Here is an 18,172-nt window from a genome sequence, read left to right on the forward strand (position 1 = left end):
ATCAAAAACCAATATTGACAGCCTGCTGAAGATCCATATCATTTTTGATCTGCGAATGTCTGGATGCAGAAGGAGTGATACCTGTAAATTTTTTAAACTCTTTGATAAAATGGGCCTGATCATAATACCCGCAGTCATAAGCTATGGCTGTAAGAGGTTGCGGAGTGTTGAGAACCATTGGCAGGCTTTTGTTAAATCTGATGACAGCAGCAAAAGCCGAAGGATTTATGCCAATATTCTTAAGATAAAGCTTTTGAATATACCTTTCCGATAATCCTGAATCCTGTGCCAAAGCATGAAGATCCAATGGGTAAGGATTCATGAAAAATTGCTGGCTGAGTGCCTGAACCATTACAGCTTTCTTTAGCCTGGTTTCATTCCTTTTCAGCTGTTGAAGAAAATATGCTTCCAATACACTGATTTTTGTATGAAGACCATCAGCCTGCATAATGCGGTCATATAAATCTATGCTTTCATTTTTTATTATATCATACATATCAGTTGCGTAGTTCGTGAATTCCGACAAAGGATCAGAAAAGAATAAAGTACCGGCATAAGGATAAATCCGTGCTATCAGCACAGAAGTTCCCTGTGCAACGGTAAGCCTTGTAGGGAGGGTGAGGTGTCCCAGGAGTTCAATATCCGGAGTGTCCTTTCTTTTTCCATTAATAATAGTAGCCGCAGCACCACCGGAAATATTGATGATAAGGTCTATATATCCGCTAGGATAAAATACTTCATCCCGGAGATCATTGTCAATGGTAACAATGGTATAGCTTTTTATGTAAGGAGCTAAGCTGGCGGAAGGTGAAATTTGCATAGCTGGTACTGGGTGTTAATTCGTTGATAGATAGATTGTTCTAAGTTAAGAATAAAAATAATACGAAGAGATAAGAAGGTGATCAAAATAATACCTCCTATATCAAAATATGTTCGTTTTTTTGAAATGGAGATTTTGAAAACCTATTCCGTATTTTTGCAGACAATTAAGCAACTAAACTGTTTATTTCAAAACATGGGCAATATATTTTCTGACAACCCGCAAATAGAGGTAGTATCTTCTTTCTCAGAACTTGTACATAGCAATTTCCAAGGAACTATGAACGCAATTTGCTGGCAGCGGAATTTAGTTGGAAATTTCAAAGAAATTGTTTCTCAGCTTCAGTTAAAAGAGGATGTAACGGTAGTTTCCGCTCAGGATCTTTTAGCGTTACAATTATCAGAAGAAGGGGATATGGCAAGAACAATGATCTTAAATGACTTACAGCTATTGACCGATTTTGGAGCTTCTCCAGTTCTTAATCTTCTTAAATGTTATGATCGGGATGAAGAACTTGGTTTCATTTCAACAGATGTATATTCATATCATGTAGACCGTTCACCTATTGCAACAGATACTTTTTTATGCACCTATCATGGAGCTGCAAGTGATATTATTCCCAATGATCAGGTTGAACAGAAAATTTTGATTCCTGAAATCCGGGAACAGCTCAAAAAACTACACGGCGGCCCCAAAGAAGAGTTTGAAGACTTTCTCAAAGAATATTTCTTTGATCTTCATTATCAAACTAAACCCAATGCAGAACCTGTAAACTTAGGAATTGGTCATCTTTGGCGAATCGCCGTAGATCATCCGGAACAGCAGGCGCTGCCATGTGTTCACAGGGCTCCCGTAGAAAATGATGGTGAATATCGGCTGTTGTTGATTTGCTGATTATTTTGAGACATGGTATCCAAAAAATAGATAGCTATTAGCTAGTTAAATCGACAGTTATTAAATGGATATAAACAGATATTAGGAAACCCTTCACATTTGTTAATTGTTCTTTTACTATATAACCAATAACCTTCAATTTTACATTATGAATAAAATCATAATAACGTTTAATAGTAAAAAGAACAATTTAAAATTATAATAAAATGAAAAAAATTATCCTTCTACTGTCTTTTTTATTTGCCTGCCAAAATCAATTAACGGCGCAAATAATTATTGGTCCTGTAGAGACTTACAAGGTTGCCTTTACTAGAAATGATGATTATGCTCCGGGAGATATTGCATACGCTGATACTACTCTTACACTTGAAATAAAAACAGGGTCTTCTGCTCCACAATTTAATTCATTTCTTCCTAATAATAATGCTTCTAAAGATTATGCTTTTCCAACATTTACTACTTCATCCCAGGTTACCTATGTTAAAGTAACTTTTAATGATCCGGTATCTCCAGTATTAGTTAGCGGATACTATCCACTTTCAACGGTAGTTGGGAGCCATACAACCATTTCAGACCCTAATCTAATTGTGTATGATCCATACCCCGGTAAGTATGGATATGGGGTAGATATTTATTGTAATGCTCCAAATAAATATACCATTAGAGTTACCAAGTTCTTATGTCATATATGTATCCGTCCTCCCGTTTCTAAAAATGGAAATCTTCAAAGTAATGATCCAATATTGGTACCTAATCCAAGCATTGGACTCTCTGAGCTTTATTATACAGCAGTGGATAGGGAAACAATTTCAATCAATGTTGTTGATATCAATGGTAAAGTAGTTAGAGCATACACTACAGATATAGAAGCTGGGCTAAACAAATTGTCGGTTGATCTCCAAAATTCTTTGGGAGGAACATATATTGTCCAGTGGAAATCCAATATTGGTAAAAGCGGAACTTTAAAACTGATAAAAAATAAGTAGTTACTGTTACTGCTCAATTCTCAACTCCTGCACTTTGCAGGAGTTTTTTGATGCTTATTTTTCAGACAATTTAAAGATCATTCTCTCTTAGATTTAATAACTGATCAAATATTTATTTAAATTACTATAAGAGTTTTTGATATTTAAATATGGTTGAAATAGAAAAAAACTGCTTATAATGTTGAAATCTAGATTTACAGGTATTATGTTTTACTTAAATTATTAAAATTTCATATTCATTAAATAGTTTATATGTTGTTGATTTTGTATTGTTTATGGTAATGTTATATCTATGTGATACCTCAAAATTATGACTTATAATAAATCGAAGTGTATACTTGTGAAATTCATAATCATTGTAATGTGATTGGTGAATAAAAACGACAAATGAAGTCTAATAAACCAAAGATTTAGTATGAAGAACAAATTAATTTTCGCATTTTTTATTCCACTTTTGGTAAGTGGAATTTCTTTACAGGCTCAAAGATATGTTGAGCAAAGAATCAACAGTGATGATGGGAGATCTCATTTATTAAGTTTAATGCCGGGATAACTGCTAAAGACTTAGCCCTATCCAACAACAGAAAGTTTTTCACATAACTTTTGGATCTTCCGGCAGGATCTGGGTGAAAACTGAATCTGCAAAGCTGTTCAGTGATTTTCTGATGAAAAATACCAACTGTATCATCATGGAGGTGTTTGTTGTTTTAAAAAAATAAAGGTTAGAAAATATCTTCATTAAGATCCAGAGGTTTCATAAGATGAAATCTGTAGTCTTTTCTTCAATCGGTTTCTACTGATGTGAAATAGATTGTGGCTAAGGAAGAAATAAGCCATTATATTCCTTATTGAAAATTCAAAATACATGAAATAACAGAATATAAGTTTTGAATTTAAGGTCGCTAAGACAATAAAAATTTTAAGAAAGGAAAAAATTATGAAACCAGCTTTACTGAACTACTTTTTAAGTAGATTGTATTAATAACTGGCATTGGTGAATTTAATTATTATATAGATTATTCAGTACTATTTCTAATGAAAGAGTAGAGAAAGCTTGTCAATGAAAATTTAATTGTTAATGCTTATAAAGATCTTCTGTGCCTGACAAATCTTTCTCTTTCCTCTAAACTTAGTACATTCAATGCTAACCACTCTAAAGAAATACTTCAGAATTGTTAGATGAACAAATAAATGGAATGAATAAAATCAACTGATTAGGATCAAACCTAAGCCACCAAACTTAAAACTAAAACAGTTTCGTTATAGCTATGTTAGAGATGATTATTATGGATTATTATAGGATTTTAGTTATTTAAGCCAATCGTTTGATGGCTTATATAAAGAATATTGACCACCTCCAGTGAAAAAGAGTGAAAGCCCACCAAATAAAAATAAAAAGTTCAGCTCACCACCCAATCCACCAAATTGATTTAAGGTAAAAGCCTCAGATAAACGTGCTAAATAAATAGAAAAAATCATCAGTATGGCTATTCCTAAACCAGAAAATCTTGTAAAAATACCAAGAATGAGTAAAATTGGTGCTATGACCTCCATAACCAGAACACCCAGCCATAAAAACTGTGGTAAGCCATGTTCTGAAAGTACACTCTTAATAAAATCAAATCCCTCAGTAAGTTTAAAAACTCCATGAAAAAGCATCAAAACACCTAATGAAATGCGTAAAATTAAAATGCCTAAATCTGCATTAATTTTTTTTGTTAAAATAATCATAAATAATTAATTTTTTTGTTTAATTTTAATAACACTCTTTTATCTATTTAAAATAAATCCCAGAGTAAATTATTTTGTTACATCAATTGCGATGTAAAAATAATAAATATTAATCCCCATTTACTACTTATTACCTGTTAGTAACTGGTTACCAATTGGTAATCGGCAAAAAAAACATTTTTAATTTAAATTTGTAATATTTTTAATATGAAAAAAAAAGAACAATTAAGCCCTGAATGTATAAAGCAAATTCGTGGTGTAAAAGATACAGTAGACCTGTTAAATGGAAAATGGAAAACATTCATTATTGACAAGCTTTATTATACCGGGAAAATAAGATTTATGGATTTAAAAAGACAAACGGAAATAGCCCCCAAAGTACTTTCGAAAGAATTGAAAGATTTAGAAATGAATAATCTGGTCAAAAGGATAGAAAATAATAACCAGCCTGTTTCTATTGAATATGAATTGACTGATTTTGGAAAAAGTTTGCATGATGTGATTGATATTATGGGTAAATGGGGTATAGAATATAGACAAAAATTATTGAAAGAAGGAATGATTAAAATGTAAATTCTAAACTATTTAAGAAAAGATTAAATAATGAGTTTTACTGATGTTTTTTATAATCACTACCCACCTTGAGATTATTTTGTTTTACTTCTTATTTTAAATGTTAACTATTAACCGATCCTCAACATTACAATTTGAATTCTGTCTTTTTATTATTTTAAAATTTGTTACGAAAATTATGATAAAAAATATTCTATATATTTTTATAAGTTTATTGGCCTCCCAATCTTTAAAATCTCAAGAATGGTTCTCATTTTTTGAATCTTCAAAATCGAAAAGTGAAAAGCAAAAAATTAATATTCTTTTAGATTCAGCAAAAAAGAAATATCAGATCATGGATATTAAAGGCAGCTATCAATATGCAAATAAAGCACTCATTTACAGTAAAAAAGCTGATTATTCATTAGGAAAAGCATATAGTCATTTTTATATAGGGCAGGCAATGATTCAATTTTTAAAATTTAATTCCGGGTTAAAACATCTGATGCTTGCTGAAAAAGAAGAATATTCTAAAAATGATCCCCTTTTAATGGCTGAAATATCAATAACATATAGTATACCTTATGACTATGTTCCGTCTTTTTCTCTTAATGACGCAAAAAAAGAATTAAAGAAAGGATTTGTATTTATTGATAAAATTGAAAATAGGACCACTAGAAATCTTATTAAAATTAAAGCATACAATAGTTTAAGTTCTTTGTATTTTGAAGAAGGGGAGTGGGATTCATTATATTATTCTTTAAAAAAGACAAATGAAATTATATCTGATCAACATGGGATAGGAATTCCGGCTCAAGAGGCAACAGAATTTTATGTGTTTAAAGGTTTGTTACTATCTAAAAAATTAAAATATGACTCAGCTAGATATTATTTAAAAAAGTCTATGAGTATTGCTGATAAGTTCAAATATAGAGACAAGTCTGATATTTATTTGGCTTTAGGACTGATGGCAGCAAAGCAAAAAAAGAGTGACTCTGCTCTCATTTATTATTTTAAATCTCTAAAAAATAAGGAAGAAATTGGCAGTAGATATAATATACCAACTGTTCATTACCATATTTCAAGAGTGTATCGTGAGCTAAAGAATTTTAAAATGGCCAATGAATATGATGCCAAAACGGTAGATTTACAAAACAATTTTCAGTCAGAAAAAGAATATGATGATTTCTCCAACACTATACTTAATAAATTTTTACTGTCTGAAAAAGACAAGGAGACAAAAAAAGACATGTATAAGTATATTTTTACGGCAATTTTATCCTTGCTGATTATTTTGTCAATTTGTTATCTTATAAAAAGACATAAATCAGCCAAAAAAACAATTAATCACCAAGAAAAAGTTATTGCAAAGGAGAATGAAAAGAATCAATTACTTGAACAAAAAGTCAATGAATCTTTTAATGTTATCATTCAACTTGCGAAAGAAGGAGATCCTGGGTTTCTTACAAGATTCAGGGAAGTTTATCCCAACTTTATTAATTCACTTCTTAAAATTGATTCTAAATTGCAAACTAGTGAACTCACCTTTTGTGCATACTTGTATCTCAATTTCTCTTCTAAAGAAATTGCTCAGTACACTTTTGTAACCCCCCGAGCTGTCCAGATTAGAAAAAATCGCCTAAGAAAAAAACTAAATATTTTATCTGAAGAGGATATTTATTTATGGCTTAAAAATCTCTCTTAATTTTTATTCTGTACTCAAATATTGATTTCAAAACAAAGTTGCATGCTTTTCATACAACATTATTAATTAAATGTCTAATATTTAATTTGATATATCACACTCATTTATTTATGGAATTTAAATAAGTATCAAATTATATTTTATTGTATTATATAATTTTTAATATATGTAGAAAGTTTCCGAAACTTCTTTTTTATTACATAATCAGAATCAGTTTAGAATTGGCGTTTTAAACTATCTAAAAAAGATACAGAGCAAAGAAAATTTACTGGGTAAATATCTTTCATCTATATTTCACATGGCCTTTTTAGACCATTGTTTTACCTTACTTATTACTGATTTATATATTTATATTACTAAATTCTACATGCTACCTAAAATAAAAAAACAGAACATAAGTGATTGGTTATGTTGTAGTTGTATTTTAAAAAAAGAACATGAGATATTAATGTGATATTTATGTTTTTTGTTCTATTCTTTCTTATTTATAAGTTTGATAAATATTAAAGTTTAATAAATTATTTAAAACATAATATGCTGTATATTAATTATTTATAAATTTTAAAATGGAGAACTTAAAAAATATTCATATTGGTTTTTTTATTAGGCAAACAACTATAGAATATAAAATAGATTTGTCACGTATATGCAATTTTTTCAAATGTACAGATGCAGATGTTGAACAAATGTTCCGTTCCGAAAGTTTAGACACCAGAATACTTTTAAAATGGAGTAAACTTTTGGACTATGATTTTTTCAGATTGTATTCCCATCACCTCATATTATATTCCCCTGCTAAAACTAACAATTCACGATCTAGAAGAGAGAAACAAAGTACAAAATTACCACAGTTTAGGAAAAATATTTATACGAGAGAAATCATAGAACATATTATTGAGGTTATTTCAAGTAATCAAATGACTAAAGAACAAGTTATTAATGAATATAGAATACCCAAGACTACTTTACATAAATGGCTTCAAAAATATAGAACATAATACATATAAAAGAACAAGGAAAATATAATTACTAAAAATAAAAGAAGGATTGGTTTTTATTAATTAAATACACAAGAAACAAAGTAAACATCCATATTTTTCATCAAAATGCGGGATATTTTATCCCGTGTTTTGAGCTTTTACACAAAAAAGACAACTTATTAAACTGAATTAGACAACTTATTACCAAATACAAATGAAAAAAATTATTGTGCATACTATTTTCCCAAACTCCCACAAGCTACTTGCTGTAAAGGGCCAATAGAGACAGCAGCAGATGGAGCGTTTAAGTAAAAATGGTGATGTTGCTCAACTATAAAAGATACTGGTTTTGCATTGGTGTATACATCAATTAGCTGCTAATCTTTAAAATTCTTTTAGTCATTTTTAACGTGTTATAGAACCAAATTCTATTCTGGTTAGTAGTTGGAAGGACAGGCTTAGGTTTAAAATCTAAGCCTTACTTAAAATTGTTGTTTTGTGATAATATTTTTTCTATTAATTATTGAACATAAAACTGATTAATTACTAAACTACATATAAAATAATATGAATTAAAGGTTCTAAAAAACACTAAATAAAAAAGGAGGATAATCCTCGGTTTATATCATTTCAATAACCAAAAATATACTTCTTGTAATCTCATTTACATACATTATTTATTTATTAAAAATTAAAATACCACTTTATGAAAAAAAAAAATAATTATTCCAGAATGTATAAAAGATTTTTCAATTTTATCTTTGTTTCTATATTCATTACACTAAGTTTAACATCCTGCTCTCAAGACAATCTGGATGAAGAAACCTCTGTATCTTTACCAGAATCTGGCAACCTTAAAACTTTAGGAAGCCTGACATTGCAAAAAAATGTGATTATTCTTGATGATGAATCGGTAGCTGCGATTTCTACTTTAAACAATCAAAATATTACTTTCACTAAAGCTACGGATCAGACAGATGAAATCAAAACAGGATCAGTATTGGTTGGGACAAAAGTGGAAGGTAATACGGTTAAAACAATTCTTTCAAAAGTAACTGCAGTCGTTAAAACCAATAACCAATATTTTGTACAGACATCGAGTGCTAAACTTGAAGAATTTATTTATAGCGGAACTTTGAGTGGAGTCTATGATCCATCTGATAAGACGCCAATCAGTGTTAATGGTAAAATGGTAAATTATATTCCTGTAGAAGGCCTTATTTCTAAGGAATTGAATAATAAAATAAATAATATTGAAGCTCAAAATCAAAGAGTTCAAAAACTTACTGCTTTCAACCGTATCAGCTTTGATAAAACTTTTCCAATAGGTCAAATCGGGTCAGAAGTTTCGGCTTCAAATGTAAATGTAAAAGGAGGAGTAACGCCCAAAATTGATTATAATATTACCTTCTCATGGGGACATTTAGTTGATTTTTCCGTTAACTTTATTATGGATGATATCAGTCTTCAGGCTACGACAAACATTCAGGCAGCAGCAGCCTATACTTTAAATACAGCTGATTTTCTGAATATTCCTTTTACTCCAGTAATTTTAGGGCCAACTGGTCTTGTATTAAGTCCCGCTGTTTCTGCAGGACCTTTCTTGGGAATTACTACCACAGGAAAGGCAAAACTAAACCTTCTTGATATTGGAGGAACTGCAAACTTTCTTGTATCTGCAAATCCTGTTTTAGACATTACTCTGGAAAAAAAATCAAATTTTGGTATTACCTCTTTGGAAGGAAACTTATCTGCAGAGATAGGAATAGAAGCTAAAGGAGCTATCAAATTACAATTTTTAACGATCCCAATTGCCAATTCAGAATTATGGAGTAAAGCAGGAGTCTCTATGGGAACACAGCTAAATCCTCAAGGCAAAGGTATTCTTGATGTAAAAGCAAAAGTTCAGGCAGATATGTCCTATGGGTTTGGAATCTCTCCTTTAAGAACTGAAGGAACTATTCCCCTCATTCAAAAAGAATTTGCGCTTTATCATCAGGATTTTCTCTTTTAGAAGTTTTATAATTTATACACTTATTATATAGGCCATTACGCTTATAAATATTCAAAATAATAACTGCTCCGGAGCAAATTCCATCTCAATGATGGTATTGCTCCGGAGTCACTTACTTCAAATAACTGGGCTGTCTTTACCTATAACCTATTATAGTACTTGACCTTCTTGTAATTCATGTGTTTCAGATAATATATGATTTAGTAGTAGTTTAACCAACGGGACGAAAACATTATTAAAATATTCATGCTAGAATACCTAATAAAACTGAGAACAAGTAAGAGAACAATATTAAAATTAGTAATGTAAGTCAATATTAATGATACCATAATTTACCAATAAACATACGAATAATGAAAAAAAAAACTCTTTTATTTCTTCCTTATTTTACTTTCTCTTCCTATAAAACTGATCTCTCAGACGTATCAGTTAACAGGGAATCCTATAAACACAACGGGATGGACAATGCTTACTCCTACCGTAGCGAGTGGTGATTTTGTACAACTTACTCCTGACACCAATGATAAATCTGGTTCTATAAAATTGAATGAACCAATTAATTTGAAATATTGTGATAAGTGGCGGGTAGAATTTGATTTTAGAATGGATTCAAATCAAGCATATACCGGCGATGGTATAGCATTTTGGTACCTGTCAAACCCTCCAGTCGCAAGTGTTCTTGGTTCTGGAATGGGTGTTCCTCAAAATGCTATAGGTTTTATTACAGCTTTTGACACTTATAACAATATCGCCGGAAAAGCAGGGATGAGTAAAGTACACGTTGCATATGGACAAGTTCAAAATACAACAGACTCCAACAATATTGAATTTTATAACGTCTCAGGAAGCTCCTTTCATTCTGCGGACCTTAATGCAACGCAGCCATTTCAAGGGACAACTTATAAACATGTTGAAGTAAGTGGAGAAGTAGATCCTGCGGCTCCTGCTAACTGGATTGTAAAAATAATCCTTGATGGCAATCTGATTGTTAACCAGTCTTTTACTCCTACAGGTGCAGCAGCAGCAATGACTATAGGATATTTTGGATTTTCTGCATCTACAGGAGGGGCAAGAGCAAGACACTCTATTAAAAATGTAAAAGTTTTTGTAGACAAAATTCCTCTTTTACAGCCAGCAATCACCAAATTTGTATGTCCTGATCTAGCTGGAATGGCCCATATTGATTTAACAACATTCAATCCGCAATTTACAACAAACTCTAACAATTATACTTTCACATATTATATTACCGGAAGTGGAACTCCGATTGCCAATCCTACAGATTTTCAATATAATACTGATACAAATATTTCCGTTGTCATCAAAGATCCAACATCAGTATTATGTGACAATAATGATGCTACAATAGCTTTAAAAGTTGCGCCAACCGTCACTGTAAAAGACGCTGCATTGAGATCTTGCTTTATAGAAGCAACTCCGGCATTGGGTTCTTTTAATCTGACAACTGCTTCTGTAAACTCTCAAGCTGGAGTTATTAAAAAATATTACCCCTCTTTAACCGATGCAACTAATGGGACAAACGAAATTAGTACACCAGCAGCATACATAGCTCCAGATGGGGTCGTTTATATTAAAGTGATTAACTCAAATGAATGTTACGCCATAGCCAAAGTAACCTTAGTTGTCATAGCTCCTGTGCTTTCTACGGTCTTAAAAGACAAAATAATCTGTATGGAAGGTAAAACAACTTTAGATGCAGGACCAGGTTTTGTATCTTATCTGTGGAGTACTGGCGCTACAACTCAAACGATAACAAATGCCGGAGTTGGTATTTATTGGGTGAAATTAAAGACCGGAGAATGTACTGCAACACAAAAGGTAACGATATATCCTGCTGAACAGCCGGTAATCAACAATGTAGATATCTCAGCCAGTACAATCACAGTGAATGTAGTGGGTGGAACTCCTCCTTATCAATATTCATTAGATAATATCAGCTGGCAGAATTCTAATGTATTTAATAATTTACCAAGAGGAGAAGCTAATATATATGTAAAAGATGCTTACAACTGTATACCTATTGAGATTACTATAACAATTCCTAATCTCGTTAACGTAATTACACCAAACGGTGATGGAATAAATGATGGAATAGACTATTCTTCATTATCTGGCAAGCAAAATTTGGCTTTTAGTATTTTTGATCGATATGGTGCCCGAATTTACCAGGGTGACAAATCCAATCAATACAAATGGGATGGAACCATTGCAGGAAGAAAGATCTCCACAGGAAATTACTGGTTCTCTGTAAGATGGAATGAAAATAATAAAAAGAACACAGCTATTAAGTATTCAAACTGGATATTGGTGAAAAACAGAGACTAATAATGATTATTCCCAATTATATTATATGCTATTCTTTCAAGTTCTTAGTGATTCTTTAATACTGAACTTGTGTAATCATCTTGTATTGACTTCTTAACAAAACAAAGTTTATAAGGGATGTTTATATAGAAAAAATACTTGTTTTTGTAACTATAAATAATTTTACATAATTACTGTTATAGACAAAAATATAAATAAAGCATCTAAAATGATAATAAAGCTGAAAACTTACATTTTAGATGAAAAAAATCAATTAAAACACCGTGTGATACCAATGTGATAGCTCTGTTTAATTAACATTTCTATCAAATTAATACTTTTGTCAACGACTAATGAAAGGAAATATTATTCATTGTTAAAACTATTTTCTTTAAATGTCTTCATTCTTCTTATACATAAGTGAAGTGATTGAAAGTAAACTTTGGATTTTCAACAGCTAAGGTTGTATAATTTAGTACAAGGTTTGATTGAGTCCACGTGAAAAATAAATATATATTAATTTAAAAACCATTTAAAATGAAAAATTTAATTACTTTATTAGGGACTTTAGGCTGCATTATTTTGGTCAAGTCCCAAGTTGGTGTAAATACAACTACTCCCTCAGCAACTTTGGATATTGTTGCTAAAAATATATCTGCTACAAGTGTAGATGGTGTTATTGCTCCAAGAATTGATAGATTGAAGGCATTCAATATGTCTGGAGTTCCCAATGGGACCTTTGTTTATATTAATGATATTTCAACAGGGACTGCAACAGGGCAAGCTGCTAATATTGATGCAACAGGGTATTACTATTTTGAAGGAACAGCTTGGAAGAAGTTTGCTGGAAACGGAGGAAGTGGTACTAATATTTATAATACGGATGGAACACTAACAGGAAATAGAAATTTAAATTTGGGAGGTAATAGTTTAGGTTTTACAGGTATCGGAAATGTAGGTGTTGGAACTGCTGCCCCAAATAGTGATGCTATACTTGAAACATCAGCCACTAATAAAGGACTTTTACTCCCAAGGGTTGCACTTACCAGTAGTGTGGCCAGCGCTCCTTTAGCCTCGCATACAGCAGGTATGTTTGTCTATAATACAGCAACTGCCGGAGTGTCTCCTAATAATGTAATTCCCGGAGTATATTACAATGATGGTACAAGATGGTATTTAACAAATCAGACACCTAGCAACCAAAGTGGGGCAAGTGTGAATTATCAAGGATTTATTAATGCGGCTACTCCCGCTAATTCTGTTATTCAGCTGGGAAATCTTCAGGTTAGATATAATGGTACCAATACGGCAGGTACAATTTCGGTTAGAAACATGACCACCCATCCAATATATGCATATTATTTTGCTGTTTGGGGGCATACAAGCAACTCTGGTACAACATACAATGGTCCTTATACTTTACAGCCTAATACCTGGGTTGAAACCTATTCTTTTGGTTTCCAGAATTCAGAGGGTAATATAATACAGTTTGACACCTATGATCCGAGCCCGCTAGATGGTGTTACTGTTAAATCTTATAATCTTTCCACAAGAATGTTTTATGCTTCGGAAATAGGAGCTGTAGGAGATTATATGTTTATGAGATTCTTTAGAAATTAAGCCTCGATTCTAATAACACAAGTGCAACAATAAAGTTTTTATTGTTCCCAACCTCCTGTTAAAATGGGGGGTTTTTTATCAATATAAATTTCTAAGGTAATAAACTTTCCATAAATATACTTGTGGTATACAAAAACGGTATATAGATAGTTGTGAGTTTTTATTGCTGAATTATAATTATATATAAAAAACCATTTTAATATTTCAACATGAATAGTTATGAAAAAAAATTAAATCTTATTTATTTATTACTGTTAATTTTCATTACCAGCTGTCAGACAGAAAGCCTTGCAACCGGTGAAATTAATGAAGAAATTAAACCTTCCAATTTAAGGGTTGGCAGTAATACAATTACAGTTGCTACTTATAATCTCCATCTTTTTCTTCCTCTTGTTCCCTTGGAAGATGCAGCACGTCAGGAAAAAATCACTGAGTTTATAAGAACCAATTTATATGTTAATGATGTTCTGTATCTTTCAGAAGTATGGAAGGACTCAACAAAAAACGAACTTGCGGAAAACCTTAAAGATATATACCCTTATTCAATGCATTCTAATGCTGTATTCATTAATCCGGGAGATGGATTGCTCATTTTATCTAAGTTTCCTATTCAGGAAAGTAGTTTTACGGCTTATAATGATTCGGTGGGGGAAGCTAAATTGGCCACTAAAGGTTTTCATAAAACAAGGTTTTCTACCCCTTATGGAGATTTTTATTCTTTTTTCACTCATGCTCAGGATTCAGATAATATTCCAACAAGAAAGAAGCAGTTTGAACAGATTAAATCAAAAATGAATGACCTTGAGGGAATTCCTTCAATTATTACAGGAGACTTAAATGTAATAGGAGACACTTCAGCAGAATACAATGATCTGAAATTACTTTTCAACAATTATAAAGATACTTATAGGGAGTCCAATCAAAGTCCCAACTATGATAATGGATTTACTTATGATAATGTATCCAATAAACTTGCAAATTATTTTTATCCGGTTGCATCCTATGGTTCTTCTCAGGAAAGATTAGACTATTTTTTAATCTCCGAGGGTTGGAATACTGTCTCATCACATATGATAACGAACTGCAACTATCAATCCCGGTATTTAAATTCCACCGCTCCATGTTCAGATCATTATGGTTTACAGTCTACTCTTACCCTTGAAAAAAAAATTCATAAACCTGATGCATATGTTTTGAACACCTATAATGAAGCAGTTGATAAAGTTAATAATCTAAAATCAACATATGGAACGGGCTTAACAGCAAAAATAATAATTCACAATAATACAAACCAGGATGTTGTTTTCAACAACAAGACACAATGGTATAACAGTACATTTTTTAATTCTCCTCCTTCAAAGATACCTCCAGGGAAATACGGAGTTATTTTAGCTACCCACGATACGGGAGAGGCTACCGGTGTTTATAATCAGCTCAGTTATTTTTCAGGGAATGTAAAAATAAGTTTTGGAACCTATGTTCCATGGTCTTACACTTATGCTAATAATGTTCTTGTTGGGTTTGGTGAAATAACTAAAAGTGAATTAGAAAACAACAGTACTGCTCCTACCATAACTAAAATTCAAAATGATATCAAACTGATTGGTAAAATATCTACCGGGAATAGTCCTTTTGTTGAATTTACTATTGAAAAAACTAACTAAAATATTGGTCGTTGACAATATTTAAATTACCAGCTCAAACACTCTGTTTAAACAGAATTTCTCATATTTAATTTATCTGCCCATATTTTTTTTTATGGGCAGATTTTTATTTTCTACTTTAAAAATGAAGAAAAAATAATATGACACTCTGTATTTCCCCAATAAAGAAGAATTATGGAAATAATAAAATAAATTCAATTGTAAGTTTAAGGTTAATATTACTTGTATCCATTAGTAGCTCTATGATTAGGGGCTGCAAAAACACAATCTCTTTTTGTAAATATTATTTTTTGTGTAAAGTTCTATGATCCTAGTAATCCCATATATATATATTAACAATTTAAGATGTTTTTCTGAACGTTTGGAAAGCTGGATTAACCGCCATAGAAAGCACATCTTGCTACGTGATACCTATGTGATACTGGTAGACTCCCTAAATATTAGGAAATATATTTAGCTCTTATAGGAATTTAATTATATTCGAAAATCTCAACTAATAAATTGTATAATGGCCAACAGTTAGTTTTAAAATATTGAGATGTTTATGGAAGTTATTTTCAAATTGATTTGAAACTTGATAACAATGAAATCTTTTTTCATCAGATCTAATTAAAGTAAAAAGATTGCAAAAACACTGTTTGTTCGGGTCAAATAGGTTTCCAAACTATAGGAGGTGGAAATCATCTTGATGCTGAGAATATTGCAAACTTTTATGATGCAGAATTTACTTACAGCTTTTTCAATGACATGAAAAATACCGCTAAAAAAATGATTTTTTAGTGCTTTTGTTTAACATAAATTAATTCATATGAAAAGAAAATTATTACTGGCCTGTATTACTGCAGGTGTATTTCTCAATGCACAAAGTGCCGGAGAAATGATTAGTTACGAAAAAAAACCAGATTTAACTCCTAGTTTTTTGGCACAGCATTTCGTTGGAGAGCTAGCGGGCCAACAGCAATTGGGATCAGTGCTAGGAGGTCTAATCAGTATAATTGATCAATCTCATTATAAGCTTGAGGCTTATAAAGTTGTCTATTGGACACCAAATTATGAAGGAAAACTGGTTAAAGCATCTGGTCTGGTTATGTTTCCTAAAGTGGATTACAAACTTTCTACTATAGTATACTGCCATGGTACCACAACAAAAAAAGATGTTCCTTCCAATCTTAGTGATTCAGGAAAATTAGGCTTTATACTTCCTACAATTTTTGCTGTAAATGAATATATTGTGGTAGCACCAGACTTTATTGGATTGGGAGATTCAGAAGGTTATCATCCTTATATGAATGCAAAAACAGAAGCCACGGCTACTCTCGATATGACAAAGGCATCAAATCAACTTTTACAGCAATTAGGAACTAAGAGATATGATGAATATTTTCTGACTGGTTATTCTCAAGGTGCGCACGCAGCAATGGCGGCTCTGAAATCAAACAATCTTATATACAAAAACTTTGATTTCAAATATGTTTCTGTCGGAGGTGGGCCATATGATATGTCTGATACAACCCTGAATATTGGATTACTTCAGAAACCTGAATATAGCATTAATATTTTGGCTAATATTATTAATGGCTGTCAGACAATAGGATACAAGAGCTACAATAATTCTTATAAAGAAATTATAGCACCTGCATATCAGGAAGCATATCAGAAAAATATTCTTGATAATCCTGATGAATTGTCTTTGGATTGGGGACCTTTGACTTGGAGAGATATGTTTTATCCATCTTTTGTCAATGCCTTTGAAAATGATCAAAATCATCCTTTAAGAAAATGTCTTGAAGAAAGTGATGTTTATGACTGGTACAATACTACGCCTATATATATGACCAATAATAAAGTAGACAACCTTATCCCTTATCAAAATACAGATAAAACAAAAGCTGTCATGAGGTCTAAGTTTCAGTATAATTTTATTAAGGCCCATCTAACAATTAATGGAACCGTATTTAATATGGATTATGGACTTAAAAATATTGTGAATCATGTAATGGGAGCTGTGCCTTATACCATTGCAAGCTCACTGATATTTGCAGGCCTAAGGCAAGGTGGCTTTACTAATTCCAGTGCTAAAAAAGAAATGGCATTTTCAAAAAAATTAAATGACAAGCAAGAGCTTAGTTATGATTTTAATGGCTCTCCATTAGATTCAAAATTAAACATTTTGGGAGCTACAAACTTCAAAGTTAAGTTTGATGGTGAAGAACAAGATGTAGAGAAAACAAGCTCAGCTGACAGAGAAAATCAGGAAATAGATCTTAAAGCATTAAATGAAGGACCTCATTTTATTGAAGTCACAACAAATGAAAATAAAAAAATGACGATTCCTTACGTTAAAATAGCTCCTGAAGAAATACCTAGTTCATCTTTTATCAGAGAGCCCAATAGTAATGAAATCATTCTGGATCTTCATGATGTAGCGGGCTTCAAAAAAATAAATCTTTTTAATGAGCAAAAACAACTCGTTAACAGTTTTGAGAGTAGCCAGATAAAAAATGGAGAGCTAATCATTAATACTCAAAAATTAACACCACAAACCTATACATTTGAATTGGTAATATCACCAATTAGCTCACTAACCGCAAAGTATAAAAAGACAATGAGTAATTTACTAGATGACACTCACCTGACTATTGTAAGTGTAGACAGTATTATTAAAATAAAAGCAAACAAGAATCTACAAGAAGTAAAAGTTCACGATATGAGCGGTAGGTTAATCTGGAATGCAGACCATATCAATTCCACAGAGATCTCTTCACCTTCCATATCTAGCAACGGAGTATATAATATTACAGCAGTATATACAGATGGTACAATAGAAACCAAGAAAATATTACAGAAATAAGTAAAGGTTTTTCATATATTAATAACAATT

At 31.5% G+C, this 18,172-nt stretch carries 12 protein-coding genes; 10 read left to right on the top strand and 2 right to left on the bottom strand.

Annotation, left to right across the window (positions count from 1 at the left end; genetic code table 11):
• Position 1: 1 nt before the first annotated feature.
• On the bottom strand, positions 2-820 hold the full coding sequence (locus OL225_RS04370; RefSeq protein ID WP_264517394.1) for a helix-turn-helix domain-containing protein: 819 nt from the start codon (positions 818-820) through the stop codon (positions 2-4).
• Positions 821-1,015: 195 nt separating this feature from the next.
• Between OL225_RS04370 and OL225_RS04375 the strand changes: the two genes are divergently transcribed.
• The 3 genes from OL225_RS04375 (at position 1,016) to OL225_RS04385 (ending at position 3,253) form a co-directional block, all read left to right on the top strand.
• Positions 1,016-1,714 (top strand): DUF1826 domain-containing protein, encoded by a 699-nt coding sequence (locus OL225_RS04375; RefSeq protein ID WP_264517395.1) that lies wholly within the window; start codon positions 1,016-1,018, stop codon positions 1,712-1,714.
• A gap of 206 nt (positions 1,715-1,920) precedes the next feature.
• A complete protein-coding gene (locus OL225_RS04380) occupies positions 1,921-2,700 on the top strand; it encodes a T9SS type A sorting domain-containing protein (RefSeq protein WP_264517396.1) in 780 nt (259 codons plus the stop codon).
• A 415-nt stretch (positions 2,701-3,115) separates the two neighbouring features.
• Positions 3,116-3,253: a hypothetical protein gene (locus OL225_RS04385; protein WP_264517397.1), complete on the top strand. Its 138-nt coding sequence runs from the start codon at positions 3,116-3,118 to the stop codon at positions 3,251-3,253.
• A 755-nt stretch (positions 3,254-4,008) separates the two neighbouring features.
• On the opposite strand, the gene OL225_RS04390 is transcribed toward OL225_RS04385, so the two are convergent.
• Positions 4,009-4,431, bottom strand: coding sequence for a DoxX family protein (locus OL225_RS04390; RefSeq protein WP_047378345.1), 423 nt, complete (start codon positions 4,429-4,431; stop codon positions 4,009-4,011).
• 207 nt (positions 4,432-4,638) lie between these two features.
• Between OL225_RS04390 and OL225_RS04395 the strand changes: the two genes are divergently transcribed.
• The 7 genes from OL225_RS04395 (at position 4,639) to OL225_RS04430 (ending at position 18,142) form a co-directional block, all read left to right on the top strand.
• Entirely contained in the window at positions 4,639-5,004 is a 366-nt protein-coding gene (locus tag OL225_RS04395; protein ID WP_264517398.1) for a winged helix-turn-helix transcriptional regulator, read from the top strand.
• Between the two features lie 178 nt (positions 5,005-5,182).
• A complete protein-coding gene (locus OL225_RS04400) occupies positions 5,183-6,688 on the top strand; it encodes a helix-turn-helix transcriptional regulator (protein ID WP_264517399.1) in 1,506 nt (501 codons plus the stop codon).
• 1,686 nt (positions 6,689-8,374) lie between these two features.
• On the top strand, positions 8,375-9,682 hold the full coding sequence (locus OL225_RS04410) for a hypothetical protein (RefSeq protein ID WP_264517401.1): 1,308 nt from the start codon (positions 8,375-8,377) through the stop codon (positions 9,680-9,682).
• A gap of 411 nt (positions 9,683-10,093) precedes the next feature.
• A complete protein-coding gene (locus tag OL225_RS04415; RefSeq protein ID WP_264518687.1) occupies positions 10,094-12,028 on the top strand; it encodes a T9SS type B sorting domain-containing protein in 1,935 nt (644 codons plus the stop codon).
• A gap of 516 nt (positions 12,029-12,544) precedes the next feature.
• Positions 12,545-13,627 (top strand): hypothetical protein, encoded by a 1,083-nt coding sequence (locus tag OL225_RS04420; RefSeq protein ID WP_264517402.1) that lies wholly within the window; start codon positions 12,545-12,547, stop codon positions 13,625-13,627.
• A 209-nt stretch (positions 13,628-13,836) separates the two neighbouring features.
• Complete coding sequence (locus OL225_RS04425) at positions 13,837-15,291, top strand: endonuclease/exonuclease/phosphatase family protein (protein WP_264517403.1); 1,455 nt, start codon at positions 13,837-13,839, stop codon at positions 15,289-15,291.
• Positions 15,292-16,099: 808 nt separating this feature from the next.
• On the top strand, positions 16,100-18,142 hold the full coding sequence (locus OL225_RS04430) for a T9SS type A sorting domain-containing protein (protein WP_264517404.1): 2,043 nt from the start codon (positions 16,100-16,102) through the stop codon (positions 18,140-18,142).
• Positions 18,143-18,172: the final 30 nt, after the last annotated feature.

This window comes from Chryseobacterium viscerum (assembly GCF_025949665.1).
Taxonomy (GTDB): Bacteria; Bacteroidota; Bacteroidia; order Flavobacteriales; family Weeksellaceae; genus Chryseobacterium; species Chryseobacterium viscerum_A.

Coding starts and splice junctions, on each gene's coding strand:
- OL225_RS04370 (WP_264517394.1), bottom strand. CDS start 820: ATGCAAATTTCACCTTCCGCCAGCTTAGCTCCTTACATAAAAAGCTAT.
- OL225_RS04375 (WP_264517395.1), top strand. CDS start 1,016: ATGGGCAATATATTTTCTGACAACCCGCAAATAGAGGTAGTATCTTCT.
- OL225_RS04380 (WP_264517396.1), top strand. CDS start 1,921: ATGAAAAAAATTATCCTTCTACTGTCTTTTTTATTTGCCTGCCAAAAT.
- OL225_RS04385 (WP_264517397.1), top strand. CDS start 3,116: ATGAAGAACAAATTAATTTTCGCATTTTTTATTCCACTTTTGGTAAGT.
- OL225_RS04390 (WP_047378345.1), bottom strand. CDS start 4,431: ATGATTATTTTAACAAAAAAAATTAATGCAGATTTAGGCATTTTAATT.
- OL225_RS04395 (WP_264517398.1), top strand. CDS start 4,639: ATGAAAAAAAAAGAACAATTAAGCCCTGAATGTATAAAGCAAATTCGT.
- OL225_RS04400 (WP_264517399.1), top strand. CDS start 5,183: ATGATAAAAAATATTCTATATATTTTTATAAGTTTATTGGCCTCCCAA.
- OL225_RS04410 (WP_264517401.1), top strand. CDS start 8,375: ATGAAAAAAAAAAATAATTATTCCAGAATGTATAAAAGATTTTTCAAT.
- OL225_RS04420 (WP_264517402.1), top strand. CDS start 12,545: ATGAAAAATTTAATTACTTTATTAGGGACTTTAGGCTGCATTATTTTG.
- OL225_RS04425 (WP_264517403.1), top strand. CDS start 13,837: ATGAATAGTTATGAAAAAAAATTAAATCTTATTTATTTATTACTGTTA.
- OL225_RS04430 (WP_264517404.1), top strand. CDS start 16,100: ATGAAAAGAAAATTATTACTGGCCTGTATTACTGCAGGTGTATTTCTC.